This is a genomic window from Brevundimonas sp. BR2-1, from assembly GCF_037626195.1.
In the GTDB taxonomy this organism is placed as follows: Bacteria; Pseudomonadota; Alphaproteobacteria; order Caulobacterales; family Caulobacteraceae; genus Brevundimonas.
In genome coordinates, this window is sequence record NZ_JARKMV010000001.1 from 1,819,908 (window position 1) to 1,841,712 (window position 21,805).

Genomic DNA, 21,805 nt, shown 5'->3' on the forward strand with positions numbered 1-21,805 from the left:
CGGAGGAGTTCAGCCGCCTTCCGACGGTCGGGGGTCCAGCAGGACCCCGGCGACCGTGGCGGCCAGCAGGCGCGGAGCGAGCGGCAGGCGCGCGACCTTGCCCAGCACATGGTCGCGGACCCAGGGCAGAAGGCGGCCGTCGGCCTGATAGAAGGGGGTGAAGCCGAGGCTGAGCGCCTGATACAGCCGCACATGCCAGCGGCGCGCGCGGGCGTAGTCGTTCAGGGCCGTGGGCAGGTCGCGGCGCCGTTTCAGGGCGTCGGCGAGGGCCCGGGCGTCCAGCAGGCCCATGTTCACCCCCTGACCCAGCTGAGGGCTGGTCGAATGGGCGGCGTCGCCCAGTATGGCCAGCCGGTCGCCCACGGGGCGGGCGAGGGTCTGGTGGCCGTAGGAGGCCAGGGTCATCTGCTCGCGGTCGGTGATGGCGTCCATGACCGGCGTCAGCTCGGGCCAGAGGCGCAGGCAGTGTTCCTTCCAAACGTTGAGGCCCAGCGCATGCCAGTCGGCCCAGATCTCGGTCTTCAGGCTCCAGAAGAAGGTGGCCAGCGGAGCCGGATCGCCGGGAAGGCTGCCGCAGGGCAGGACCCCCAGCATGCGGCTGGCGCCCAGATAGACCTGTTCCAGCGCCGTCGGGTCGAAGGGGGCGCCGGGCCAGGGGACGGTGGTCCACAGGGCCCCCCAGGCCAGGTCGCGCCGCGCCTCGCCCATGCCGGCGGCGATGGCGGAGCGGGCGCCCGAGGCGTCAATGACGAGGTTGAACGGAGCCGCGCTGCGGCGGCCGCCGCTGTCGATCAGATGGCCCGCATCGGCGGCGACGATCTCGCGGTCGGTTTCGAAGTCGACGCCGGCCTCGACACAGGCGCGGTAAAGGATGTCGAACATGGCGGCGCGGTGGATGCCGATAGCCTGACGCGGGCGTTTCAGGTCGCTGTAGCGGATGTCCAGAACGACGCGCCCCCGGCGGGCCTCGCGGCCGAAGATATGGTCGATGCGCTGGCCGACCGCCTCGACCTGGGGCGTCAGGCCCAGCCCGTCGAGAACGTGCAGGCCGGTGGGCTGAAGCAGGAAGCCGGCGCCGATGGGGCGGGGCGTGGCGAACCGCTCATGGACCATGACCCGGCGGCCCTGCCGGACCAGCATCAGGGCGACGGCCAGACCGGTGGGGCCGGCGCCGATCACGGCGATGTCGGCGGGGCGGGCCCGGCGCGGCGGCGGCGGGATGTCGAGGGTTTCCGGCGCCTTTCCGGAGGCGCGCGGTCGCCGGGTCTTCGGAATCCCGGCGTCGGCCTCGACGGCCGCCGGCTTCGCCCGCGGCTTGCGGGGTTTCGGGGCCGGCGCCTTCGTCACGCGGGGACGAGTTCGATCACGTCGAGGTTCGATTCCGCCTGCGGCCAGGGCAGGACCAGGCGCCAGCGGCGGTCGCCAATCCGCTCCAGCACGGCGATCAGGTCGCGGTCCGGGCGCTGGCCGTAGGAGTTGGCGGCGGGCTCCTCGGCGAGGGCCAGCGAGCCGAGCATGACCATCTGACGGTCGTTCTCGGGGAACAGCAGGCCCGAGGGGCGCTGGCTGCCGGTCAGTTTGGAGAATTTCAGACCGCGCGGCGTCTGTTCGATGCGGCAGGCAAACCAGCCGTAGACGACATAGCCGAGGCCCTGTTCCCCGCCCTGGGAGCCCAGTTTGACGGTGCGGCAGCGGTAGTCGCCGGGGCGCGGGGCGACGGGGGCGCGGCGAATGTCCGGGTCGATAAGGTCGCCGAGGGCGCGCAGATCGCCCGAGCCGGGCTGGCGGCGCGCCTGCTGCAGGGCCAGGGACCAGGCGGCGTCGCGGCGGACGTAGCGGTCGCGGTCGGTCGAGGTGACGATGCCGCGCCAGTCGCGCAGGGCGGCGCCGGTCCCGGACGGCGGCGGCGGGGGCGGCGGGGCGCTGGCGCAGGCCGTGAGGGCCAGGGCCGCGAGGGCGATCAGGACGGGGGATCGCGACAGTCGGGACATGGGCGCTCCGCTTGGGGTCGGGCGATCTTTGGGCCAGTCCGCGGCGGCGGCGTCAAGCGCGCCGGCGCCGCGGGACGGGATGTCAGTCCTCGGCCGGGGCGGCCTCGACCTTGCGGCGCGGCGCGCGGCGTTTGGGCGCGGGCGCCTCTTCGGACGCTTCGGTCTCGACGGGCGCGGGGGCGGCCGAGCGGGTCAGGAAGCCGGGCAGGGCGGAACCAATCCCGTCGTCGGCGGCGACGCCGGCGTCGCGGCGTGGACGGCGCTCGGGCCGCGCGGCGCGTTCCGGACGGTCGGCCCGCTCGGGACGATCCGCCGGCTCGATGGATTCGGCGCGGGCTTCGGGCGCTTCGTCAGAGGCCGGGGCGTCGCCTTCGGGCCGTTCCCCGCCTTCGCGGTCGAAGCGGGCGTTGCGTTCCAGCTGGCGGCGCTCCCAGCGTTCGCGGCGGGTCTCGCGGCGGCTGCCGTCGGGGTTGGTCCCGGCCTCGCCCTCGGGACGCGGTTCGCGGGGCTCGCGCGCCTCACGGTCGGGGCGGGGCTGGTCGTCCCGGTCGCGCCATTCGCGGCGGGGCTGTTCGCCTCCCTGCCGATCGTTGGAGCGGTCGCGCTCCTCGTTCTCGCGCTGGCGGGCCTCGATCTGGGCGAGGCGGTCGGCCTCGACCTTTTCGGCGGCCATGATGGCGGCGGCCTGGGCGCCGGTCTCGTCCTCGAAATCGATGTCGAAGCCCTGGCCGGCCAGTTCGCGCTGGGCGATTTCACTGACGGGACGCGAGGGCTGAAGCGCGCGCAGGACGCGGAAATAGTGTTCGGCGTGCTGGGTGTAGTTCTCGGCCAGCACCCGGTCGCCGGCGGCCGAGGCGTCGCGCGCCAGCTGCATATAGCGTTCGTAGACGGTCTGGGCGTTGCCGCGGACCTTGATGTTCTCCGGGCCCTGGGAGTCCCAGGACCGGTTCGGGTTTGTGGCGTTGGCGTTGTTGTTTCCGCCGCCGCTGCCGGGCTTCCTGTTGCGTCCGCGCTGACGCTTCATGCCCTTGAAATCTCTCATCGGACGCTACCGTGCTTTGTATGAGGGACGGTCCGCGGCGATGGCCGTCGGCGCTGTCCGTCTGGTCGTTCCGCTTCGTTCCGGGGCCAATCCCCGCTGACGATGTGATCGGAAATCCGTATCTCCCCGTGGTCCGCCGGGCGACCTGGCCCGACCGTCACTGCCCTGATGCGCGCGTGTATGGGCCAGAAGCGGACCAAGGCGTGCGTTTTGGGTGGGAGACAGACGAAGACTTAGCGCGGGCGGAGCCGGTTTCCAAGGGGAAGTTTTCGGCCGCCTACATCTTCGGAACGGGATTGGTCCGGGGATCGGGGCCGTTGGTCACGACCCGGTCGCGGTCGGACAGGTCCTTGACGACGATGACGCCTTCGAAACCGGCCGCCTCGAACAGGGCCTTGACCTGCGGGCCCTGGTCCCAGCCGATCTCGACGGCGAAGATACCGTCGGGGCGAAGGATGCGGCGGATTTCGGGGGCCAGTTCGCGATAGGCGGTCAGGCCGTCGGGGCCGCCGTCGAGGGCCAGCAGGGGGTCATGGTCGCGGACCTCCGGATCGAGGCCCGGTATGTCGCCCGAGGGGATGTAGGGCGGGTTGGACACCACGAGGTCGAAGCTGTCGTCGCCGAAGCCCGCGGCCCATTCGGTGCGCAGGAACGTCGCACGGTCGTCCAGGTCGAGGTTGGCGGCGTTCTCCTTCGCCACCGCCAGGGCCTCGGACGAGATGTCAGTGCCGACGCCGCGCGCGCCCGCCCGCTCGGCCAGGGTGGCCAGCAGGATGGCCCCCGAGCCGGTGCCCAGGTCGATCATCTCGAAAGCGCGGTGGGGCGGGAAGGCCAGCATGACGACGTCGAGGATGGCCTCGGTGTCCGGGCGGGGGCTGAGCACGTCGGGGGTGACGTTCAGCATGATCTTCCAGAAGCCCTTCCTGCCGAGGATGCGCGACACCGGTTCGCGGCGCAGGCGGCGCTCGACATAGGCGTCCAGGGCGGCCTGCTGGCCGGCGGTCACGGCGCGATAGGGGTCGGCGAGGATGTCGGTGCGGGTCGCGCCGGTGGCGACCTCAAGCAGCAGGCGGGCGTCGATCGAGGGGCTGTCGATGCGGCCGGCCTTCAGGGTCGCGGTGGCGGCCTTCCAGGCGGTGACGAGGGTGGAATTGGGGGTGGGGCTGGCGGGGTCGGTCATCTCATCTCCAGGCGGTCGCCGATCCGCACCGGACCGCCATCGGCGATCGTCGCGTACAGGCCGCACCAGCGGTGGCCATACTGTTCGAACAGCGCCGGGACCAGATCGAAATCACGTTCGGCGGTCGCGGGGTCCACATGGGTGGCGGCGCAGCGGACGATGGGCTTCACCCCGGTCAAACGCGCGCCGCCGAGGATCAGTTCGCGCCCGGCGCCGTCATTCTCGATCCAGGCCGGCCAGCCCTCGACCCAGACATTGGCGCGGAAGCGCAGGGGGTCGACGGGGCGGCCGACGCGGGCTTCGAAGTCGCGGACGCTGGCGAGGTTCAGGATCGAGAGCCGACCCAGGGGATGATCCATGAAGCGGTGGTCCAGGCCCTCGGCCGAGACCAGTTTCAACGGGCCGGCGACGGCGTCGCCCAGCACTGCGGCCAGCCAGGCTTCGAACGCCGCGCGGCTGGCGGGGTCGTCGATATGAACGGCGAGCGGACGATGGCCCCCGGCGCTGACGTGGAGCACGCGGGCGGCGTCGTCGAAACGGGTGCGGACGCCCGCCACCTCGGCGGTGCGCATCAGAACGGTGAATCTTTGCTTGGGCAGATGTTCGGGCGCGGCGCGGTCGAAGCCGGACGGGCCGTCCTCGACGGCGAACATCCGGTCGCCGGGGAACCAGCCGCCGGTCGGCAGCCGCGCCGCGGTCAGGGGCTCGGGCGTGAAACCTTTCACGGGATGGCGCCAGAGGGCGGCGACGACGGCGTCGGTCATTCTGTTCGCTTGACGCGGACGCCTGCAGATTTCAAGTCGAAGGGGGACGGAACACCATCCCGGCGGGAGCCGTTGTCGCGACGATGCAAGGACGGTCGGGACAGAAGGGCGGCCTGGGCCGCTGGGGCGTGATAGGCGCCATAGCGGGCGGTCTGGCCGCCGGGGCGGGCGCGGCGCACCTGCTCTATACGCGCGGCCACAAATACGGGATCGAGCTGAGGGCGAAACGGCCCGAACCCCTGCCGCCCCGCGCGCCCGCGCCCGAGGATTTCGAGGCCAGGGAGCCCGGCAGGGGCCGGCTGGCGCAGCGGCCCGAACATATTCCGCACAAGGGCTGGGTCGACATCTTCTGGCGGCTTGGCATGTCCTATTTCGGCGACCGGGTGGGCTTTCTGGCGGGCGGCGTGACGTTCTTCGTCATGCTGTCGCTGTTTCCGACGCTGGCGGCCTTCGTGACCATCTACGGCCTGTTCGCCGATCCGACCGACGCGTCGGCGCGGGTGTCCTTCCTCTATTCGGTGATGCCGTCGGGCGTGGCGCAGTTCCTCTCGGGCGAGATGCAGCGTCTGGCCGAGAATTCGAACACCCAGCTGACCTTCACCCTGGTCTGGACCCTGGCCCTCTCCCTGTGGACCGCCAACGGGGCGATCAAGGTGCTCTTCTACGGGCTGAACGTCGCCTATCACGAGGTCGAGCGGCGCAACATCGTCAAATACAACCTGATGTGCATGGCCTTCACCGTCGGCGGGCTCGCGTCGATCCTGATCACGGCGGCCCTCATCGTGGGCGTGCCGCTGGTGCTTGGGGTGTTCGGCTGGGCGGCCGAGTGGAGCCATCTGGCGCCGTTCCGCTGGCCGGTGCTGCTGCTGGTGTACGGCGCCGCCCTGACCCTGATCTACCGTATGGGGCCGTGCCGCCAGAAGGCGCGGTGGCGCTGGCTGACGCCGGGGGCGATCTTCGCCGCCCTGCTGAGCCTGATCCTGTCCCTGGTCTTCAGCTGGTATCTGCAGACCTTCGTGCGCACGGCCTCCTACGGGCCGCTGGCGGCGATGATGGGCTTCCTGTTGTGGACCTGGCTGAGCGTGCAGATCATTCTGATGGGAGCCGAGCTGAACGCCGAGATCGAGCATCAGACGGCCATGGACACCACCACGGGGGAAGCGCGCGCCATTGGCGAGCGGGGCGCGGTGGTGGCCGATACGGTCGGACCGAAACGGGGCTCCCCGGCGGCGCTGGCGTTCACGCTGAAGCATGCCGAGGCGCTGTCGGACCGGCTGCTGCGCCGGCGCGCCCGCAAGGACCCGGAAAACCTCTAGCCCAGGGTCGCGAGCCGGCGGTCCATCTCGGCCACGCCCGCGTCGACGCCGGCGCGCGCATAGAGGCCGCGGGCCTCGGTCAGGAGCTCGCCGGCGCTGGCGTGACCGGCCCCCGCCCTGAGAATTCCGAGCGGCCGGACCGCGTTGGCGAGGTCGAGCGGCTCCACCCCCGGAAGCGCGCGGACGATTTCCAGAGCCTCGGCCAGCGGCGCTTCGGCGGCGGCGGTTTCGCCGGCGATGGAGAGGATCTCGCCCTGATGCCTGAGGGCGTGGGCGAGCAGGACGGGATCGGCGGCGGCGCGGGCCAGGTCCGCGGCCTGGCCGTACAGCGCGGCGGCCTCCATCGGACGGCCCTCGCGGCGCACGTCCCCGGCGCGGGCGATGAGGTCGGCGGCGGTCATCCGAACTCTGCCTCCAGATCGGCCAGACGGGCGGCCTGATCCTCGGCGATCAGGGCGTTCAGCAGCGGGTCGATGTCGCCCTCGAGGATCTGCGGCAGGCTGTGCAGGGTCAGGCCGATGCGGTGGTCGGTCACCCGCCCCTGCGGGAAGTTGTAGGTGCGGATGCGTTCGGACCGGTCGCCCGAGCCGACCTGCGACTTGCGGGCGTCGGAGCGGGCGTTGTCCTTCATCTGGCGCTGCATGTCGTAGAGGCGGACGCGCAGGTTCTTCATCGCCTTGTCGCGGTTCACGTGCTGCGACTTCTCCGACGAGGTGACCACGATCCCGGACGGGAAATGGGTGATGCGCACGGCGGAATCGGTCTTGTTGACGTGCTGGCCGCCCGAGCCCGAGGCGCGGAAGGTGTCGATGCGGATGTCCTTGTCCTGGATGTCGATCTCTACGTCCTCGACCTCGGGCAGGACGGCGACCGTGGCGGCCGAGGTGTGGATGCGCCCTTGCGCCTCGGTCGAGGGCACGCGCTGCACCCGGTGGACGCCGCTTTCGAACTTCAGCCGGCCGAAGACGCCGTCGCCGGTGACGGTGGCGATGATCTCCTTGTAGCCGCCGGCGTCGCCCTCGGTGGCCGAGTCCAGCTCGACCTTCCAGCCCCGGTTGGCGGCGTACCGGGAGTACATGCGGAACAGGTCGCCCGCGAACAGGGCGGCCTCGTCGCCGCCGGTGCCGGCGCGGACTTCCAGCACTGCGGAGGCGTTCTCGTCGGCGTCGCGCGGGGCCAGCAGAAGGGCGACGTCCCGCTCCATCTCCGGCAGGCGCTCCTTGAGCGTCTCCAGCTCATCGGCGGCCATTTCGGCCATCTCGGGATCGGCGGCCATGGCTTCGAGATCGGCCATTTCGGCGCGGGTTTTCGCCAGGGCCATGACCGCGTCGGCCACGGGCTTCATCTCGGCGTGCTCTTTCGACAGGCGGACGATCTCGGCTCCGTCGGACGCAGCGCCCATCCGCGCCTCCACCTGATGGAAGCGGTCTAGAACCTGATCGAGCCGGGCCTGGGGCAGTCGCAAGGGAAAAGCGCCTCTTCGGAAGGGGAGGCGGGTCTTTACTCCGCTGGACGCGTTCCTGTCGATGCGGGGCGCGCCAGCACCGTTTCCCGGCCCAGGCCGTCGTTTCGAGCGCGGTCTGGCCGATGCCTACGGCCTCGCGCCCGTCGAAGGCCAGGCGCCCACCGCCGCCTGGTCCGCAGCCAGCACCGCCGCCCCGGGCTGGACGCGGACCGCGCGGGAGTCCAGGTACGAATCCGACAGACGGCGGAACGGAAAAGCGGCGATGGCGTGATTGTGACCCCGCCTCACAAGCCCGTCAGCCGCGGTTTCGGCGGGCGGCCGCAGCGTCTAGCTGTGCCTTGGCGATAAGTGGAGGGCGCATGTTTGACGGAACACTGAACGCGACGATCGGGGACGGGGCCGAACTGGACCGGCTGCGGGCGATGTATGACGGCCTTCTGGCTGAGCCGCCTTCAGACCCGGGAGACGAGGCGCTGGCCGAATTGGCCGGCATGGCGCTGATCTTCGATCTCAACGCCGCGCGATCGCCCGCGGAGGTGTGGCGCGATCTGCGTGCGGTGCTGACGCGCCATGGAGGTTCTGACGCCCGACGGGACGAGGTTCCGCCCCCGCCGCCAATGACCCTGATGGTTGTCGAGGACGACCCCGGCATGGCGTCCGACCTGACAGAAATGCTGGTCGGGGCCGGGCACGGGGTGATCGGTCCGTTCTCGGAGGCGGCCGCGGCGCGGACGGCCGCGGGCCTGCACGCAATCGATCTGGCCCTGCTGGACATCAATCTGGCCGGGGATGACGATGGGGTCGATCTGGCCCGGACGCTGACGCAGACATGGGGCGTGCCTGTCATTTTCCTGACCGGCAATGTCGAGGCGGCGGCCCGACACGCGCGGCTGGCGACGGCGCTGGTGCTGAAACCCTATGGCGGCCGCGACGTGCTGGACGCCATCGCCCGCACGGCCGCCCGGGGAGCGGTGGCGTCCTGACCGCGCAACCAATGACGCGGCCAAGCTTTGCGGAGACGGTCATGGCTGTTCGATCGGACTGAATGGAAACCTTTCTGCTGTTCTTCGTGGTCGGGGTGCTGGCGCAGTCTGTCGATGGCGCCCTGGGCATGGCCTATGGGGTGATCTCGTCCTCGGTGCTGCTGGCCTTCGGCGTGCCGCCGGCGATGGCCTCGGCCAGCGTGCATGGGGCGGAGGTCTTCACCACCGCCGCCTCGGCCGGCAGCCATATCGCGCATCGGAACGTGGACTGGCGGCTGCTGCTGCCCCTCGCCATCGCCGGCGTGATCGGCGGCTGCGTCGGCGCCTATGTGCTGACGGGGATCGACGGCGACGTCATCAAGCCGTTCATTATCGCCTATCTGGCGGCGATGGGCGTCTACATTCTCTGGCGGGCGGGCCATGACATTCTGCTCCGCCACATCCCGTCATGGGTGACCTGGCCGCTGGGACTGGTCGGCGGGTTTCTGGACGCCGTGGGCGGGGGCGGCTGGGGGCCGACGGTGTCCTCGACCCTGGTCGGCGCCGGGCAGGAGCCGCGCCGCGCCATCGGCACGGCCAATACGGCCGAGTTCTTTCTGACCGTGGCGATCAGCGCCACCTTCGTCTGGGCCCTGATGACCGGCCACTGGGCCGAGGCCGGTGCGCTGGAGCACCATGCGTCGGCGATCGGCGGGCTGGTGGCGGGCGGGCTGGTGGCCGCCCCCTTCGCCGGGCTGATCACCAAACGGGTTCCCCGAAAGACGATGACCTATGCGGTCGGCGCGGTGCTGCTGCTGCTGGCCGGGTTTCAGGGGTTGCAGCTGGCGGGGGTGCTGGCCTGATACGAGAAGGGCGGGACCGGCCTGCGCCGATCCCGCCCCCGTATCGTGACGCCGAAGACTAGTTCGGACGGCCCGTGGCGGCCGCGGCGGCCGCGGCCTGACGCGACGCTTCGGCCTGTTCGGCGTCCCAGCGCGCCTGTTCGGCGGGCGTACGCAGGGTGACGACCAGGGGGTTGGGCGTCAGGTCGTTCAGGGCGCCCGACGAGGCGTCCACCACGCCGCCGACGATGCCGCCGAAGATGACGTTGCCGGCGAGACCGGCGGCGCCGCCGCCCGAGATGCCGCTCTGGATTTCATGCGTCTGGGTCGCATAGCCGTCCATCGAGACGGTCGCGCGGAACTCGTCCTTGCGGGGCATGCGGAAGGTGCAGGGCGTGGCGTCGCACTGGAAGCCGTTGGAGGTCGAGACGCGAGCGCCGGGAGGCTCGCTCTGGACGGTGAATTCCTGGCTGGAGCCGCGCGTGATGGTGGCGCAGGCGGGAAGCGAAAGCGCCACGCCGACAAGCGCGAGCGCACGCGCGCCGAAGCGCACGGAACGGTTGGAAATCATGAAAGCCCCCAAAGGATTACGGGCCCGCCCCCCGGCGGACCTGGGGCCTGTTTGGCAGGGCGGTCAGGCCTCGTCAATCACCTGAGCGTGATCGGCGAGCTCAACCGGGCCGGGTTTCCGCGAAGCTGGGCCGGGTCTCGATCGCCTCGTGCAGGGCGACCAGATGCGGCCGTCCCGTGCGCCAGTCGAAGTCGGGATGGCGGAAGCCGATCCAGGTCACGGCGCAGCCGGCGGTGACGACGCCCATGTCCAGCCGGGCGGCCTCCGGGCGGGCGGCCTCGAGCGCGTCGAGGGCGCGGGCCATGTTGTCGGTCCAGCGCGCCATCCAGGACGGCGAACGCTCGTCTTCAGGCCGGCGGAGCTCCAGAAGCAGTTTGACGCCCATTTCGAGCGCCCCGTTCGCCAGGGTCTCCATGCGCCGCACCCGCAGACGGTCGGCGCCCTCGGCGGGCAGCAGGCGGGGGCCGGAGCCGATGGCGTCCAGATATTCGCAGATGACCGGACTGTCCGTGATCGGAAGGCCGTCCTCGGCGATCAGGGTCGGGGCCTGGACGATGGGGTTGGAGGCCACGAGGTCGGGCGTGTTGGCGTAGGGATCGACCATGATCTCCTCGATCCGGTCCATCAGCCCCTTCTCACGCGCGACGATGCGGCATTTGCGGGCGAAGGGCGAGGGGGCGGTGACGTAGAGTTTCATGGTCGCCTTTCCAGCGGACGCCGGACTATTCGGCGGGTTCGAGGACCGGGGCCGGGGCCTGAAGCGCCCTCGCCGCGTCCAGTTCGGCGGCCTTCTGCTCGACCAGGTGGACGATCTGGTCGATCATGCCCTCATTGGCCTGTTTGTGGGCCATCTTGCCGTTCAGATAGACCATGCCGGCGCCCTTGCCGCCGCCGGTGAAGCCGACGTCCGTGTACAGGGCTTCGCCGGGTCCGTTGACGACGCAGCCGATGATCGACAGCGACATGGGCGTGGTCACATGGGCCAGCTTTTCCTCGAGGATGCCGACGGTCTCGATGACGTTGAAGCCCTGACGCGCGCAGGACGGGCAGGCGATGATGTTGACGCCCCGGTGGCGCAGACCCAGCGACTTGAGGATGTCGAAGCCGACCTTGATCTCCTCGACCGGATCGGCGGCGAGGGAGACGCGGATGGTGTCGCCGATGCCGGCCCACAGCATGTTCCCCATGCCGATGGCGGACTTGATCGTGCCCGAGCGCAACGGCCCGGCCTCGGTGACGCCCAGGTGCAGGGGACAGTCGATGGCCTCGGCCAGCTGCTGATAGGCGGCGACCGTCAGGAAGGGGTCGGACGCCTTCACCGAGATCTTGAACTCGTGGAAGTCGTGGTCCTGCAGGATGCGGGCGTGGCTGAGGGCGCTCTCGACCATGGCCTCGGGACAGGGCTCGCCGTATTTCTCCAGCAGTTCGCGCTCCAGCGAGCCGGCGTTGACGCCGATGCGCATGGAACAGCCATGGTCCTTGGCGGCCTGGATGACCTCACGCACGCGGTCGGGCGAGCCGATGTTGCCCGGATTGATGCGCAGGCAGGCGGCCCCGGCCTGGGCGGCCTCGATGCCGCGGCGGTAGTGGAAATGGATGTCGGCGACGAGCGGGACCTTCGCCTCGCGCACGATCCGGCGGAAGGCGGCGGTGGAGTCCTCGTCGGGGCAGGAGACGCGGACGATGTCGGCGCCGGCCTCTTCCAACTGGCGGATCTGGTCGATCGTCGCCGCGGCGTCCGCGGTCGGCGTATTGGTCATCGACTGGACGCTGATCGGCGCATCGCCGCCCACGGGCACGGAGCCGACCATGATCTGGCGGCTCTTGCGGCGTTCGATGTGACGCCAGGGACGGATATGCGAATGGTCAGCGCTCATGACGGGCGCAACATAGGCTTTCGAATGCGGCAAGGCCACGACACGCGCTGCAGCATTCAGCCGCCGGCGGTGACGACCATGGCGGGCTGGACGGTGGCGGCGCGGGCCTGGGCCTCGGCCTGGGCGGCGTGAACGCGGGCGGCGGCCTCGGCGGCGGCCTGGCGGGCCAGGGTCTGGGCGCGGGCGTTCAGCTGGCCGAGCGGCGTCTGCTCGGCCGTCAGGGAGCCGGCGTGCTCGCCGTTCAGATAGACGTCGAAATCGGCGAAGTCGGACGAGGCGTCGATCACGGCGGACAGGCCCACTGGCGCGCGCCAGGCGTCGCCGGGCGCCAGCTGGCGGGCGAACAGGACCTGGCCGTCGGCCATGCGGACCACCAGGCTGGCGGCCTTGCGGGCCTGGATCACGACCTGGGAGGCGCTGGCCGAGGCGCCGTAGATGGCGCCGCGCGGATTGAAGGCGCGCTGGACCGGCGAGGCGGACGAGGCGGCGGCGGCCAGGCCCTCGGGCGAGGTCGGGTCGACGCCGGTCAGCTCGGCCTCGAGACCCGGCGTGACATAGAGGGCCGGAATGGTCTGGTCGGGCGGCGCCGGCTGCGGCGCGGACAGGCGCAGGGACTGGCCGGGGACTTCGCCCAGGGTCCAGCTTTCCGGCACGGAGGCGATGTCCGAGGGCTGGGGCGCGCGCATCAGGCTGACGCGCTGGAAGACGTTCCAGCCGACCACGGCGACGACCAGGGCCAGGCCGGCGGCGATCAGGCGGGGCGAATAGCGGCGGACGTCCTCGAAGGCGACGCCGACCGGCGCCTGAAGCGGCACCGAGGGATCGGGGGTTTCGCGCTTGAAGCGTTCGACGGCCAGCTGTTCGTCCAGCCCCAGGGCGTCGGCGTAGGCGCGGACGTAGCCGATGGAGAAGACGCGGTTGGGCAGGGTCGAGAAATCGTTCTGTTCCAGCGCGGTCAGATAGCGGGCGGGAACGCGGGTGACGGCGGACAGCTCGGCCAGCGACCGGCCCGACTGCTCGCGGGCGACGCGCAGACCGTCGCCCAGCGTCGCCGCGTCCGTGATCGACGGAACGACATCCTTCCATTCAGGATGGGCCCGGAATTCCTCGGACCCGTTGCCTGTATCCAACGCCATGGCGTCTGACCCCACACTCGGCGCGCACGAGGTGTCCCCATGCGGCGCCGTACTCGAACTCGGGGCCTGTATCATATCGGGATGACAGTTCGGGCCTGCCCCCGCAGACCACCCGGTTCCGGCTTGTGGATAACCCATTAGAGCTGACCGATCAACGATTTGTTAGGCGTACCGGCCGGCTTCGGCGCGGGACGATCAGATCGTGACGTTCAACTTCCGGGCCAGGGATTCCAGCTCGCCGCGGATCGATCCGGCGGACGAGCCCAGCAGATTGGCCATGCCCCGCCGGGCAGCGCCCAGGTCGGCGGACAGGATCATCCGCTTGACTGGTCCGACGCCTCCGGCCGGGGCCGACAGGCGGGTGTAGCCCAGCGTCAGCAGGGCGAAGGCCTCCAGCGGCTTGCCGGCCATCTCGCCGCAGACGGAGACGGGCGTGCCGGTGTCGGCGCATTTCTTCTGGATCTCGGCCAGGGCGCGCAGGGCCGGCGGCGACAGGGGATCGTAGCGTTCGGACACCAGCGGGTTCGTGCGGTCGGCGGCGAACATGTACTGGAACAGGTCATTGGTGCCGATCGAGACGAAGTCCGTCAGCGGCAGCAGGGCGTCCAGATGCCACAACAGGCTGGGGCATTCGATCATCGCCCCGACGCGCAGCAGGGCCGGCAGGGAACGGCCGCGGCGGCGGGCCCATTCGCATTCGACATCGACCAGTTCGCGGGCGGCCCGGAACTCGTCGACCGTGGCGATCATGGGGAACATGACGCGCAGTTCGCGCCCGGCGGCGGCGGCCAGCAGGGCGCGCAGCTGAAGCCGCAGCAGGCCCGGCCGGTCGAGGCCCAGACGGATGGCGCGGCGGCCCAGCGCCGGGTTCTCCTCCCGCTCGGTCTCCAGATACGGCAGGACCTTGTCGCCGCCGATGTCGAGGGTGCGGAAGGTGACCGGGCGGTCGCCGGCGGCGTCCAGCACCAGGCTGTAAAGCGCCGTCTGGCTGGTCAGCCGCGGCAGTTCCTCCGACACCATGAACTGGAATTCGGTGCGGAACAGGCCGATGCCCTCGGCCCCGGTGGCGTCGAGGTTCTCGAGGTCCACGGCCAGACCGGCGTTGGTCAGCAGGCTGATCCGGATCCCGTCGGCGGTGACGGCGGGCACGTCGCGCAGCTTGGCGAACTGGGCCTGACGTTCGCTGCGCACCAGCATGCGCGACTGGACGGCGGCCAGCATGTCGGGACGGGGGCGCAGATAGGTCTCGCCGGTCTCGCCGTCGACGATGACCAGATCGCCCTCGGACAGCCGGTCGCGCAGGCCCATGATGCGGCCGACGCAGGGAATCTGCAGGGCGCGGGCGACGATGGCGGCGTGGCTGGCGGCCGAGCCCTCCTCCAGCAGCAGGCCGCGCAGCTTGTGGCGCGGATATTCCAGCAGGTCGGCGGGGCCGAGGTTGCGGGCGACGAGGATGGCGTCGTCGGGCAGGTCGCGCTCGCCCGGCTTGTCTCCGGCCAGCACCCGCAGCAGCCGGTTGGCCAGATCCTCGAAGTCGTGCAGCCGTTCCTTGATGTAGGGATCGCGGGCCTGGGCGAAGCGGGCGCGGTGCTCGTTGCGGACGCGGTCCACGGCGGCCTCGGCGGTCAGGCCGGTGCGCACGGCCTCCTCCAGCGACCGGTTCCAGCCGCGGTCATCCGCGAACATGCGGTAGGTTTCCAGCACCTCGTAGGACTGCCCCGCCAGCTTGCCCTGACCGCCGTCCAGGATGGAATCGATATTGGCCTTGAGCCCGATCAGGGCCTCGCGCAGGCGGATTTCCTCGACCTGCTGGTTCTCGGCCAGCAGGTTTTCCGGCGGCACGGGCGCCTCGTGCAGTACGACGTGGCCGTACGCCAGCCCTTCCGCGAACCTCTGGCCCTTGAGGCGTTCGGGACGGTGCGGGGCGACCTCGATGTCGCGCAGTTCGTCCTGGGCCAGCAGTTCGCCCGAGGCCACGGTTTCGGCCAGCACCATGGCGATGGTCTGGATGTCCTCGACCTCTTCCTCGTCATAGCGCCGCTCGGAACGGTTCTGGACGACCAGCACCCCGATGGCCCGGCCGCCGCGCAGCAGGGGCGCGCCGAGGAAGGCGTGGTAGGGATCTTCGCCGGTTTCCGGGCGGTAGGCGAAGCTCGGGTGGGACGGGGCGTCCGACAGGCTGATGGGGGCGGCGCTGCGCGCCACCTCGCCGACCAGACCCTCGCCGGGGCGCAGCCGGGTCTTGTGCACGGCGTCGGGGTTCAGACCCTGGGTGGCGAACAGCTCCAGCTCGCCCGAGGCGCGGCGCAGATAGATGGAGCAGACCTCGGCGACCATCGACTGGGCGATGGTGCGCACGACCATGTCGAGACGCTCCTGCGCCGGAGCCGCTCCGGCCATGGCCTCGCGGATCTGGCGAAGGAGGTTGCGCGGCCCCCTCGTCGTCAATCCGCCAACCGGCATGCCCTCGCCCTACAGTCTGACGCCGGCGCGCGCTGCGACGGCTACGGTGACACCATACAGAACTACCGTCAGCGCGCACCCGGCCAGAAGCGCGGGCCAGAAGCCGACACCCCGCCGCAGCAGCATCGGGATAACGAGGAACATGGGCAGGGAAGGGATGACATACCAGAAGGTCGCCTGGGCATGATCGGCCAGGCGGGCGCTATCGTGGGTATCGCGCCACAGCCAGATCATCCCGAGGACCGAGACGAGGGGCAGCGAGGCGAACAGGGCGCCGAGCGCGGCGTTGCGGCGCGCCGTTTCAGACACCAGCCCGACGAGAAGCCCGGAAAGAAGGGCCTTGATGACCCCGTACAGCATCAGACGGTTTCTAGACCGTAGGCGGCGTGCAGGGCGCGGACAGCCAGTTCCGCATAGGCCGCATCGATCAGCACGCTGATCTTGATCTCGGATGTCGAGATGGCCTGGAACTTGACCCCCTTGTCGGCGAGGGCCCGGAACATGGTCTGGGCGACGCCCGCGTGGCTGCGCATGCCGACCCCGACGACCGAAACCTTGGCCACGTCCTCGTCGACGCGCAGTTCCTCGAAGCCGATCTCGTGCTGGGCGGCCCGCATAAGCTCGGCGGCGCGGGCGGCGTCACGGCGGCCCGTGGTGAAGGTCAGATTGACCGCCCCCTCGCTGCGCGCCTGCGACTGGACGATCATGTCGACGTTGACGTTGGCGTCGGCGAGCCGGGTGAAGACGTCGGCCGGCGCCTCGACCCGGTCGGACAGGCCCAGCAGGGTGATACGGGCCTCGTCGCGGCTCATGGTGACGCCGGACACGATGCGTTTTTCCACGATTTCCTCCTCGTCGCAGATCAGGGTGCCGGCGTTGGCGGGCAGGGCCCCGTTCTCGTCGGGTTCGATGAAGCTTGATAGCACGCGCAGCGGCACCTGTTTGGCCATGGCCAGTTCGACCGAGCGCGTCTGCAGCACCTTGGCCCCCAGCGAGGCCATCTCCAGCATCTCCTCATAGGAGATTTTCGCGAGGCGGCGGGCGCGGCTCTCGATGCGGGGGTCGGTGGTGTAGACGCCGTCGACGTCGGTGTAGATGTCGCACGGGCAGTTCAGCGCCGCGGCCACGGCCACCGCCGAGGTGTCCGACCCGCCCCGGCCCAGGGTGGTGATCCGGCCCGCGCGGCTGACGCCCTGGAAGCCGGGGACGACGGCAATCTCGCCCTTGTCCATTGCGGCGCCGAGGACGTCTCCAGGCACGTCGTCGATGCGGGCGCGGCCGTGGGCGTCGTCGGTGAGGATGGGAATCTGCCAGCCCATCCAGGTGCGGGCGTTCAGCCCCATGTTGCGCAGGGTCAGGGCCAGCAGGCCCGCCGTAACCTGTTCGCCCGAGGCGACGACGACGTCGTATTCGTCGTCGGACAGTTCGATCCCTTTCGCGGGTCGGCCGGCGCCATCGGTCCAGGCCACCAGCTCATTGGTCTTGCCGGCCATGGCGGAGACGACGACCGCGACCTGTTTGCCCGCAGCGGCCTCGGCGGCGACAATGCGCGCGGCGCGGCGGATGCGTTCGAGGTCGCCCATGGACGTGCCGCCGAACTTCATCACCAGTCGCGTGGCGCCGTGAGCCGTGCTTGGCCGCGTCATCGTGCCGTGTCGCCCTGTCTTGCGTGGAAGGCCGCGCGGGTTCATCCCTCGGCCCATGGTCGCTTCTAACGGCACGGTATCGGCGCGCAAACCCCAAAGCCGCCCGCAATTCAACGATCAGGCCGAGGGGGCCTCGATCGATCCCGCCGACGTGGCGCGCTTTTCGGCCCAGGCGGCGGAATGGTGGGACGCGCGCGGACCCTTCGCCCCGCTGCACAAATTCAATCCGGCGCGACTGGCCTTCGTTCGCGACAAAGCGGCGGAGCGGTTCGGGCGCGATCCGAAGACGCGCGCGCCGTTCGCCGGCCTGACCCTGCTGGATGTCGGCTGCGGCGGCGGGCTGATCGCCGAGCCGATGCGGCGGATGGGGTTCGACGTCACCGCCGTCGACGCCTCGGCGGAAAACATAGGCACGGCCCGGGCCCATGCGGCGCAGCAGGGCCTCGATATCGACTATCGCGCGGCCACGGTCGAACAGCTGGAGGCTGAGGGAGCGGGACCGTTCGACGTGGTCCTGACCATGGAGGTGATCGAGCACGTGACCGATCCCGAGGCCTTCGTCCGCGCCTGTTCGCGGCTGGTCAAGCCGGGCGGGATGATGATCGTGGCCACACTGAACCGGACGCTGAAGTCGCTGGCGCTCGGCAAGGTCGCGGCGGAATATGTGCTGCGCTGGGTGCCCGCGGGGACGCACGACTGGAGCCAGTTCCTGAAGCCGGAAGAGATCCGGCTGATGTTGAGCGAAGAGCCTGTGGCGGTCAGCGGGCCCTGGGGTCTGGTCTACAATCCGCTCACGGACCGATGGAGCGAGAGTGACGACGCGGGGATCAACTACATGATGGTCGCCACGCGGGACTGAGCCGGTTCATCGGGCGTTCATGGACCTGACGCCGAAGTAACGGGACACGGAAGCTTGGCGGTGGGATGAAAAGCCATCCCCGAAACGGAGCCCCAAGATGAAACGCCTTCTGATCCTTTCCGTCCTGTCCGCAGCCCTGATGACCTCGGCCTGCGTCACCGTGATCGACGCGGACGACGACAACGATCTGGCCTGGCACGGTCAGAACGCCCAGCCGTTCGACGCCGCGCGAGACGAATGCCGCGCCTCGACCAGCCACGGCCAGCGCAGCGACGCCTTCCGCGACTGCATGGCCGCCAAGGGCTGGACCCGCAGCTAGGCCGTCAGGTCCCGGACCATGTAGCGGGCGTCCGGCCCGTAGCTGGCCAGTTTGGCCGTCAGGGCCGGGGACTCGACCACCGCGAAGCCGCGCCTTTCCCAGAAGGGCGCGGCGTCGTTGACCGCAACGAGCGCCAGCGCGGGCCAGCCGGCGTCGCGGGCCTGGTCCGCCAGACGTTCGACCATGGTCCGGGTCCAGCCGCCGCCGCGCACATCGGGGTGCAGGGCCAGGTCGTGCAAATACATGACCGAGGCGTCGGCCGGGATCGCCTCGATCAGGACGTTCAGGGCCGGCGCGGCTTCGGCCCGCCACGGATAGGCGACCAGATAACCGCGCGGCCGGTCGTCGGCGTCCGCGAGGACGAAACAGCCGGACGGGTTCAGCCTCAGCCGGTTCCCGAAACAGTCGCGGCCCTCGAAATGGTCGGGAAAGCCGAGGACGGCGATGTCGGCGACGGCGTCCAGATCGGCGGCCGTCATCGCCCGCCAATTCAGGCGGGGCAGCGGCTGTTCAACGGCATCGCCCTGAAATTCCATTCCATGCTCCGCGCCTGGCCGCCGATCTCGCCCTCGATCCGGGCCCTGAGGGCGTCGCCGTCGCGTTCATAGATGACGCGCGTCGGAAAGTCGTTTTCGGCGTTGGCGAACACCGCCCGCCCCGGCCCGCTTTGGGCCAGGACGAAGACGGTGGGCGGGACGCCGCCCGGCTGGGCGACATAGGCGAAGCCCTGCGGCGTCGGGCCGATGCGCGAGACCTCGAACGACGGGCGGCCGTCCTCCATGGTGACGGCGTGGCCGACGCTGAGGCCGCCGCGCGGATCGCTCCAGGTCTCGGAGGCCTCGCGGCCGCCGGAACAGTCCAGCCAGTAGCCGGCCATCCATGACATGTCGGGCGTGGCGCCAGTCGTTACGGCGGGCGCGGTCTGGATCAGGGCGGCGGCGAGCAGTGCGGTCAGCATCGAAAATCCCCTCGGTTGCAGCGCCGACCCTAATGCGGCGACAGCGGTCCGGGCTTGTAGGATTGCGACGCGATCCGGCGGGCGAGCCCGACCTGGTCCCGGGCCCATCCGGTGGCGGTGCAGCCGAGGAAGCGGCGGAAATCCCGGGCCAGTTGGGGCTGGTCGAAATACCCCGCCTCCAGACCGGCCTCCAGCCAGCCGAGAGCCTCGGGCCCCTGGGCGTGGTCGAAGACGCGGCGAAAACGCAGGATCGAACGCAGCATGCGCGGCGGCACGCCGACACGATCGCCGAAACGGCGCTGGAGGGCGCGCTGGTCCGCCGGGGACCGGACGGACGCAGGCTGGTCGGCAAAGGCGGCCTCGATTTCGGCGCGGACGACGGGGTCCAGCGACCATGAATCGCGACGGCGGCGGTCCTCCAGCAGCCGGACCATGATCCCGACCTGGGCTGCGGGATCGCCGGCCGGAGCCGCGACGCCCGCCAGCCGCCCTGTCATGTCGAGGCGGCGGTCTTTGGCGTCCGAGGCGGCATGGCCCAGCCAGTCGCGCGCGCCGTCGGGCTCGAAGCGGACGGCGACCAGTTCGACCGGGCCGACGGGGCGCAGGGCCAGGGGCCGCGTCATCTGGCCGGCGAACAGGGCCCGGGGCTGAAGGCGGAAGACGCCGTCCTCGCCCTGCTCCTCATAGGGCGAGCCGATGTCGAGGATCAGTTCGGGGCAGCCGTCCGGGGCGATGCGCTGCACGGTCGGCTCGGGCGCCGGAGCGGCATAGGTCCAGAGGGTGCGGACGAAGGGGCGCAGGGCCGCCGGCGGCTCGTGTTCCTGATAGCGTTCCCCCTCGTCCACGACTCAGTGCGCCTTGGCCGGATCGGGCGGCAGCGGGGGCAGGGGCGCGCAGGGGACGCCGTCTTCCTTCAGCTTCTTCACCTCGGCGGGCGTGGCCTCGCCGTAGATTTCGCGCCTCTCGGAACGGCCTTCGTGGATGTCGCGGGCCTCGCGGGCGAAGGCGTCGCCGACGTAGTCGAAATTGGCCTCCACATGGCTGCGCACCTCGCGCGCGGCCTGCATCATCAGGGTCTGCATGCGGGCCGCTTCGGACTGGAAGACGGCCTTCTTCGTGCCGGCGACGGCGGGGGACATGATCTGTTTGGAGATGCCGCGCGAGCCGCAGTGCGGGCATTCGATCAGGCCGCGCGCGACCTGGTCGTCATAATCGGCGGACGCGCTGAACCAGGCCTCGAAGCCGTGGTCGTGCTCGCACTGGAGGGCGTAGCGGATCATGACGCAGTCGGGGCGGGCCCCGCGAACGCGCGGTCGTGGGTCAGCTGGGGAATGGCGGCGCGGGCGCGGTCGACGGCGTCGAAATCCAGGGTCGCGAACAGGACGCCGGGCTGGTCGTGATCCAGTTTCGCCGTCACCTCGCCCCAGGGCGCGATGACGGTCGAACGGCCCCAGGTACGGCGGCCGTCGTCGTGGGTTCCGGCCTGGGCGGGGGCCAGGATCCAGCAGCCGGTTTCGATGGCGCGGGCGCGCAGCAGGGTCTCCCAGTGCGCCTCGCCCGTGGGCACGGTGAAGGCGGCGGGCACGGCGATCATGACGGCGCCGGCTTTCGCGAGCGCGCGATACAGGTGCGGGAACCGGATATCGTAGCAGATGGTCAGGCCCAGTTTGCCCCACGGCGTGTCGGCCACGACCGCTTCGTCGCCGGGCCGGACGGTGGCGCTCTCGCGCCAGCGCTCGCCGGTGGGCAGGTCGACGTCGAAGACGTGCAGCTTGTCGTAGCTCGAGACGATCCGGCCCCGGTCGTCGATCAGCAGGGATCGGTTGGCGGCGCGGTCGTCGCCGTCGTGGCCCGAGCTGACGATGGCCGAGCCGATCAGCAGCCAGACGCCCAGTTCGCCGGCCAGACCGCGTAAGGACACGACAGCCTCGTCACGGTCCTGGTCCGTCAGGGCGGCTTGGCGCCGGTCCTTGTCCCGGATCATGAAATTGGACGCTTCCGGCGTCAGGATCAGCTTCGCCCCGCCCGCCGCCGCCTCGCGGATCAGCGGCGCGAGGTGGGCGAAGGAGGCGGCCGCCGAGTCCGGCGTGCGGGTCTGGATCAGGGCGATGGGAAGGGGGGCGATCGGAAGCGGGGCCATCAGGCCTCGAGCAATGCGTCCAGCGCGCCCTTGCGGTCAAGGGCGTGAAGGTCGTCGGAGCCGCCGATGTGCTTTCCGCCGATGAAGATCTGCGGGAAGGTCATCCGTCCGCCCGAGCGCTGGATCATCTCCTGCTTTTTCGCCGGGTCGCTGGAAGCGACGATCTCTTCGTAGTCCGCGCCCTTGCGGTCCAGCAGGTCCTTGGCGGCATGGCAGTAGCCGCAGCCGGGCTTGGTGTAGATGACGACGTCGGCCACGGGGCACTCCTGAAAAT

25 protein-coding genes are annotated in these 21,805 nt (G+C 70.5%); 5 read left to right on the forward strand and 20 right to left on the reverse strand.

What is annotated here, in order from left to right:
- Window positions 1-9: 9 nt before the first annotated feature.
- The 5 genes from BrevBR_RS09125 to BrevBR_RS09145 all read right to left on the reverse strand — a co-directional run bounded on the left by BrevBR_RS09125 (window position 10) and on the right by BrevBR_RS09145 (window position 4,977).
- On the reverse strand, window positions 10-1,347 hold the full coding sequence (locus tag BrevBR_RS09125) for an FAD-dependent oxidoreductase (protein WP_340000694.1): 1,338 nt from the start codon (window positions 1,345-1,347) through the stop codon (window positions 10-12).
- On the reverse strand, window positions 1,344-1,991 hold the full coding sequence (locus BrevBR_RS09130; protein WP_340000695.1) for a DUF4893 domain-containing protein: 648 nt from the start codon (window positions 1,989-1,991) through the stop codon (window positions 1,344-1,346). Before BrevBR_RS09130 ends, BrevBR_RS09125 begins: the two co-directional genes overlap by 4 nt.
- An 82-nt stretch (window positions 1,992-2,073) precedes the next feature.
- On the reverse strand, window positions 2,074-3,033 hold the full coding sequence (locus BrevBR_RS09135) for a DUF4167 domain-containing protein (RefSeq protein WP_332640589.1): 960 nt from the start codon (window positions 3,031-3,033) through the stop codon (window positions 2,074-2,076).
- A gap of 277 nt (window positions 3,034-3,310) precedes the next feature.
- Window positions 3,311-4,213, reverse strand: a complete 903-nt coding sequence (prmC, locus tag BrevBR_RS09140; RefSeq protein ID WP_340000696.1) for a peptide chain release factor N(5)-glutamine methyltransferase — start codon at window positions 4,211-4,213, stop codon at window positions 3,311-3,313.
- Complete coding sequence (locus BrevBR_RS09145; protein WP_340000697.1) at window positions 4,210-4,977, reverse strand: MOSC domain-containing protein; 768 nt, start codon at window positions 4,975-4,977, stop codon at window positions 4,210-4,212. The genes prmC and BrevBR_RS09145 overlap by 4 nt, the downstream gene beginning before the upstream one ends.
- An 83-nt stretch (window positions 4,978-5,060) precedes the next feature.
- Here BrevBR_RS09145 and BrevBR_RS09150 point away from each other — a divergent pair, with 83 nt between their 5' ends.
- Window positions 5,061-6,293 carry a YihY/virulence factor BrkB family protein gene (locus BrevBR_RS09150; RefSeq protein WP_340000698.1) on the forward strand — a complete coding sequence of 411 codons (1,233 nt, stop codon included), beginning with the start codon at window positions 5,061-5,063 and terminating at the stop codon, window positions 6,291-6,293.
- Here the strand turns inward: BrevBR_RS09150 and BrevBR_RS09155 are convergent.
- Complete coding sequence (locus tag BrevBR_RS09155) at window positions 6,290-6,694, reverse strand: hypothetical protein (protein ID WP_340000699.1); 405 nt, start codon at window positions 6,692-6,694, stop codon at window positions 6,290-6,292. The genes BrevBR_RS09150 and BrevBR_RS09155 overlap by 4 nt on opposite strands.
- A complete protein-coding gene (gene prfA, locus BrevBR_RS09160) occupies window positions 6,691-7,758 on the reverse strand; it encodes a peptide chain release factor 1 (protein ID WP_340000700.1) in 1,068 nt (355 codons plus the stop codon). Before prfA ends, BrevBR_RS09155 begins: the two co-directional genes overlap by 4 nt.
- Before the next feature lie 359 nt (window positions 7,759-8,117).
- Between prfA and BrevBR_RS09165 the strand changes: the two genes are divergently transcribed.
- Both BrevBR_RS09165 and BrevBR_RS09170 read left to right on the forward strand, forming a co-directional pair.
- Window positions 8,118-8,741, forward strand: coding sequence for a response regulator (locus tag BrevBR_RS09165; protein WP_332640595.1), 624 nt, complete (start codon window positions 8,118-8,120; stop codon window positions 8,739-8,741).
- Window positions 8,742-8,803: 62 nt separating this feature from the next.
- Complete coding sequence (locus tag BrevBR_RS09170; protein ID WP_332640596.1) at window positions 8,804-9,583, forward strand: sulfite exporter TauE/SafE family protein; 780 nt, start codon at window positions 8,804-8,806, stop codon at window positions 9,581-9,583.
- Between the two features lie 58 nt (window positions 9,584-9,641).
- Here BrevBR_RS09170 and BrevBR_RS09175 read toward each other — a convergent pair whose 3' ends face one another.
- The 7 genes from BrevBR_RS09175 to BrevBR_RS09205 form a co-directional block, all read right to left on the reverse strand.
- The gene (locus BrevBR_RS09175; RefSeq protein WP_332640597.1) at window positions 9,642-10,133 is read right to left on the reverse strand and encodes a translation initiation factor 2; all 492 of its coding nucleotides are present in this window, start codon (window positions 10,131-10,133) and stop codon (window positions 9,642-9,644) included.
- A gap of 100 nt (window positions 10,134-10,233) precedes the next feature.
- The gene (locus BrevBR_RS09180; protein WP_340000701.1) at window positions 10,234-10,830 is read right to left on the reverse strand and encodes a glutathione S-transferase N-terminal domain-containing protein; all 597 of its coding nucleotides are present in this window, start codon (window positions 10,828-10,830) and stop codon (window positions 10,234-10,236) included.
- Between the two features lie 25 nt (window positions 10,831-10,855).
- Entirely contained in the window at window positions 10,856-12,010 is a 1,155-nt protein-coding gene (gene ispG / locus BrevBR_RS09185; RefSeq protein WP_332640599.1) for a flavodoxin-dependent (E)-4-hydroxy-3-methylbut-2-enyl-diphosphate synthase, read from the reverse strand.
- Window positions 12,011-12,066: 56 nt separating this feature from the next.
- A complete protein-coding gene (locus BrevBR_RS09190) occupies window positions 12,067-13,146 on the reverse strand; it encodes a helix-turn-helix domain-containing protein (RefSeq protein ID WP_332640600.1) in 1,080 nt (359 codons plus the stop codon).
- Between the two features lie 195 nt (window positions 13,147-13,341).
- On the reverse strand, window positions 13,342-15,609 hold the full coding sequence (gene ptsP, locus BrevBR_RS09195; RefSeq protein ID WP_332640601.1) for a phosphoenolpyruvate--protein phosphotransferase: 2,268 nt from the start codon (window positions 15,607-15,609) through the stop codon (window positions 13,342-13,344).
- A gap of 9 nt (window positions 15,610-15,618) precedes the next feature.
- Window positions 15,619-15,969, reverse strand: coding sequence for a DUF3147 family protein (locus BrevBR_RS09200; protein ID WP_332640602.1), 351 nt, complete (start codon window positions 15,967-15,969; stop codon window positions 15,619-15,621).
- On the reverse strand, window positions 15,969-17,255 hold the full coding sequence (locus BrevBR_RS09205) for an aspartate kinase (protein WP_340000702.1): 1,287 nt from the start codon (window positions 17,253-17,255) through the stop codon (window positions 15,969-15,971). Before BrevBR_RS09205 ends, BrevBR_RS09200 begins: the two co-directional genes overlap by 1 nt.
- 55 nt (window positions 17,256-17,310) lie before the next feature.
- Here BrevBR_RS09205 and ubiG point away from each other — a divergent pair, with 55 nt between their 5' ends.
- Window positions 17,311-18,114 (forward strand): bifunctional 2-polyprenyl-6-hydroxyphenol methylase/3-demethylubiquinol 3-O-methyltransferase UbiG, encoded by an 804-nt coding sequence (gene ubiG, locus BrevBR_RS09210; protein ID WP_340000703.1) that lies wholly within the window; start codon window positions 17,311-17,313, stop codon window positions 18,112-18,114.
- A gap of 97 nt (window positions 18,115-18,211) precedes the next feature.
- Window positions 18,212-18,433, forward strand: coding sequence for a hypothetical protein (locus BrevBR_RS09215; RefSeq protein ID WP_332640605.1), 222 nt, complete (start codon window positions 18,212-18,214; stop codon window positions 18,431-18,433).
- Here the strand turns inward: BrevBR_RS09215 and BrevBR_RS09220 are convergent.
- From BrevBR_RS09220 to grxC, 6 genes are read right to left on the reverse strand one after another with little or no spacing between them, the layout of a single operon-like run.
- Window positions 18,430-18,969 (reverse strand): GNAT family N-acetyltransferase, encoded by a 540-nt coding sequence (locus BrevBR_RS09220; RefSeq protein ID WP_340000704.1) that lies wholly within the window; start codon window positions 18,967-18,969, stop codon window positions 18,430-18,432. The genes BrevBR_RS09215 and BrevBR_RS09220 overlap by 4 nt on opposite strands.
- Complete coding sequence (locus BrevBR_RS09225; RefSeq protein ID WP_332640607.1) at window positions 18,924-19,391, reverse strand: DUF6265 family protein; 468 nt, start codon at window positions 19,389-19,391, stop codon at window positions 18,924-18,926. The genes BrevBR_RS09220 and BrevBR_RS09225 overlap by 46 nt, the downstream gene beginning before the upstream one ends.
- 29 nt (window positions 19,392-19,420) lie before the next feature.
- The gene (locus tag BrevBR_RS09230) at window positions 19,421-20,236 is read right to left on the reverse strand and encodes an AraC family transcriptional regulator (protein ID WP_340000705.1); all 816 of its coding nucleotides are present in this window, start codon (window positions 20,234-20,236) and stop codon (window positions 19,421-19,423) included.
- A gap of 3 nt (window positions 20,237-20,239) precedes the next feature.
- Window positions 20,240-20,671, reverse strand: coding sequence for a DUF1178 family protein (locus tag BrevBR_RS09235; protein ID WP_332640609.1), 432 nt, complete (start codon window positions 20,669-20,671; stop codon window positions 20,240-20,242).
- On the reverse strand, window positions 20,668-21,531 hold the full coding sequence (locus BrevBR_RS09240; RefSeq protein WP_340000706.1) for a carbon-nitrogen hydrolase family protein: 864 nt from the start codon (window positions 21,529-21,531) through the stop codon (window positions 20,668-20,670). Before BrevBR_RS09240 ends, BrevBR_RS09235 begins: the two co-directional genes overlap by 4 nt.
- Window positions 21,531-21,788 carry a glutaredoxin 3 gene (grxC, locus tag BrevBR_RS09245; RefSeq protein WP_332640611.1) on the reverse strand — a complete coding sequence of 86 codons (258 nt, stop codon included), beginning with the start codon at window positions 21,786-21,788 and terminating at the stop codon, window positions 21,531-21,533. Before grxC ends, BrevBR_RS09240 begins: the two co-directional genes overlap by 1 nt.
- Between the last annotated feature and the right edge of the window lie 17 nt (window positions 21,789-21,805).

Bases quoted from the DNA above. Each gene is read 5' to 3' on its own strand.
- BrevBR_RS09235 (WP_332640609.1), bottom strand. From the start codon at position 20,671: ATGATCCGCTACGCCCTCCAGTGCGAGCACGACCACGGCTTCGAGGCC.
- BrevBR_RS09150 (WP_340000698.1), top strand. From the start codon at position 5,061: ATGCAAGGACGGTCGGGACAGAAGGGCGGCCTGGGCCGCTGGGGCGTG.
- BrevBR_RS09130 (WP_340000695.1), bottom strand. From the start codon at position 1,991: ATGTCCCGACTGTCGCGATCCCCCGTCCTGATCGCCCTCGCGGCCCTG.
- BrevBR_RS09165 (WP_332640595.1), top strand. From the start codon at position 8,118: ATGTTTGACGGAACACTGAACGCGACGATCGGGGACGGGGCCGAACTG.
- BrevBR_RS09135 (WP_332640589.1), bottom strand. From the start codon at position 3,033: ATGAGAGATTTCAAGGGCATGAAGCGTCAGCGCGGACGCAACAGGAAG.
- BrevBR_RS09170 (WP_332640596.1), top strand. From the start codon at position 8,804: ATGGAAACCTTTCTGCTGTTCTTCGTGGTCGGGGTGCTGGCGCAGTCT.
- BrevBR_RS09240 (WP_340000706.1), bottom strand. From the start codon at position 21,531: ATGGCCCCGCTTCCGATCGCCCCCCTTCCCATCGCCCTGATCCAGACC.
- BrevBR_RS09180 (WP_340000701.1), bottom strand. From the start codon at position 10,830: ATGAAACTCTACGTCACCGCCCCCTCGCCCTTCGCCCGCAAATGCCGC.
- BrevBR_RS09200 (WP_332640602.1), bottom strand. From the start codon at position 15,969: ATGCTGTACGGGGTCATCAAGGCCCTTCTTTCCGGGCTTCTCGTCGGG.
- prmC (WP_340000696.1), bottom strand. From the start codon at position 4,213: ATGACCGACCCCGCCAGCCCCACCCCCAATTCCACCCTCGTCACCGCC.
- BrevBR_RS09205 (WP_340000702.1), bottom strand. From the start codon at position 17,255: ATGACGCGGCCAAGCACGGCTCACGGCGCCACGCGACTGGTGATGAAG.
- BrevBR_RS09225 (WP_332640607.1), bottom strand. From the start codon at position 19,391: ATGCTGACCGCACTGCTCGCCGCCGCCCTGATCCAGACCGCGCCCGCC.
- BrevBR_RS09190 (WP_332640600.1), bottom strand. From the start codon at position 13,146: ATGGCGTTGGATACAGGCAACGGGTCCGAGGAATTCCGGGCCCATCCT.
- ispG (WP_332640599.1), bottom strand. From the start codon at position 12,010: ATGAGCGCTGACCATTCGCATATCCGTCCCTGGCGTCACATCGAACGC.
- ptsP (WP_332640601.1), bottom strand. From the start codon at position 15,609: ATGCCGGTTGGCGGATTGACGACGAGGGGGCCGCGCAACCTCCTTCGC.
- BrevBR_RS09145 (WP_340000697.1), bottom strand. From the start codon at position 4,977: ATGACCGACGCCGTCGTCGCCGCCCTCTGGCGCCATCCCGTGAAAGGT.
- ubiG (WP_340000703.1), top strand. From the start codon at position 17,311: ATGGTCGCTTCTAACGGCACGGTATCGGCGCGCAAACCCCAAAGCCGC.
- BrevBR_RS09215 (WP_332640605.1), top strand. From the start codon at position 18,212: ATGAAACGCCTTCTGATCCTTTCCGTCCTGTCCGCAGCCCTGATGACC.
- BrevBR_RS09175 (WP_332640597.1), bottom strand. From the start codon at position 10,133: ATGATTTCCAACCGTTCCGTGCGCTTCGGCGCGCGTGCGCTCGCGCTT.
- BrevBR_RS09155 (WP_340000699.1), bottom strand. From the start codon at position 6,694: ATGACCGCCGCCGACCTCATCGCCCGCGCCGGGGACGTGCGCCGCGAG.
- BrevBR_RS09220 (WP_340000704.1), bottom strand. From the start codon at position 18,969: ATGGAATTTCAGGGCGATGCCGTTGAACAGCCGCTGCCCCGCCTGAAT.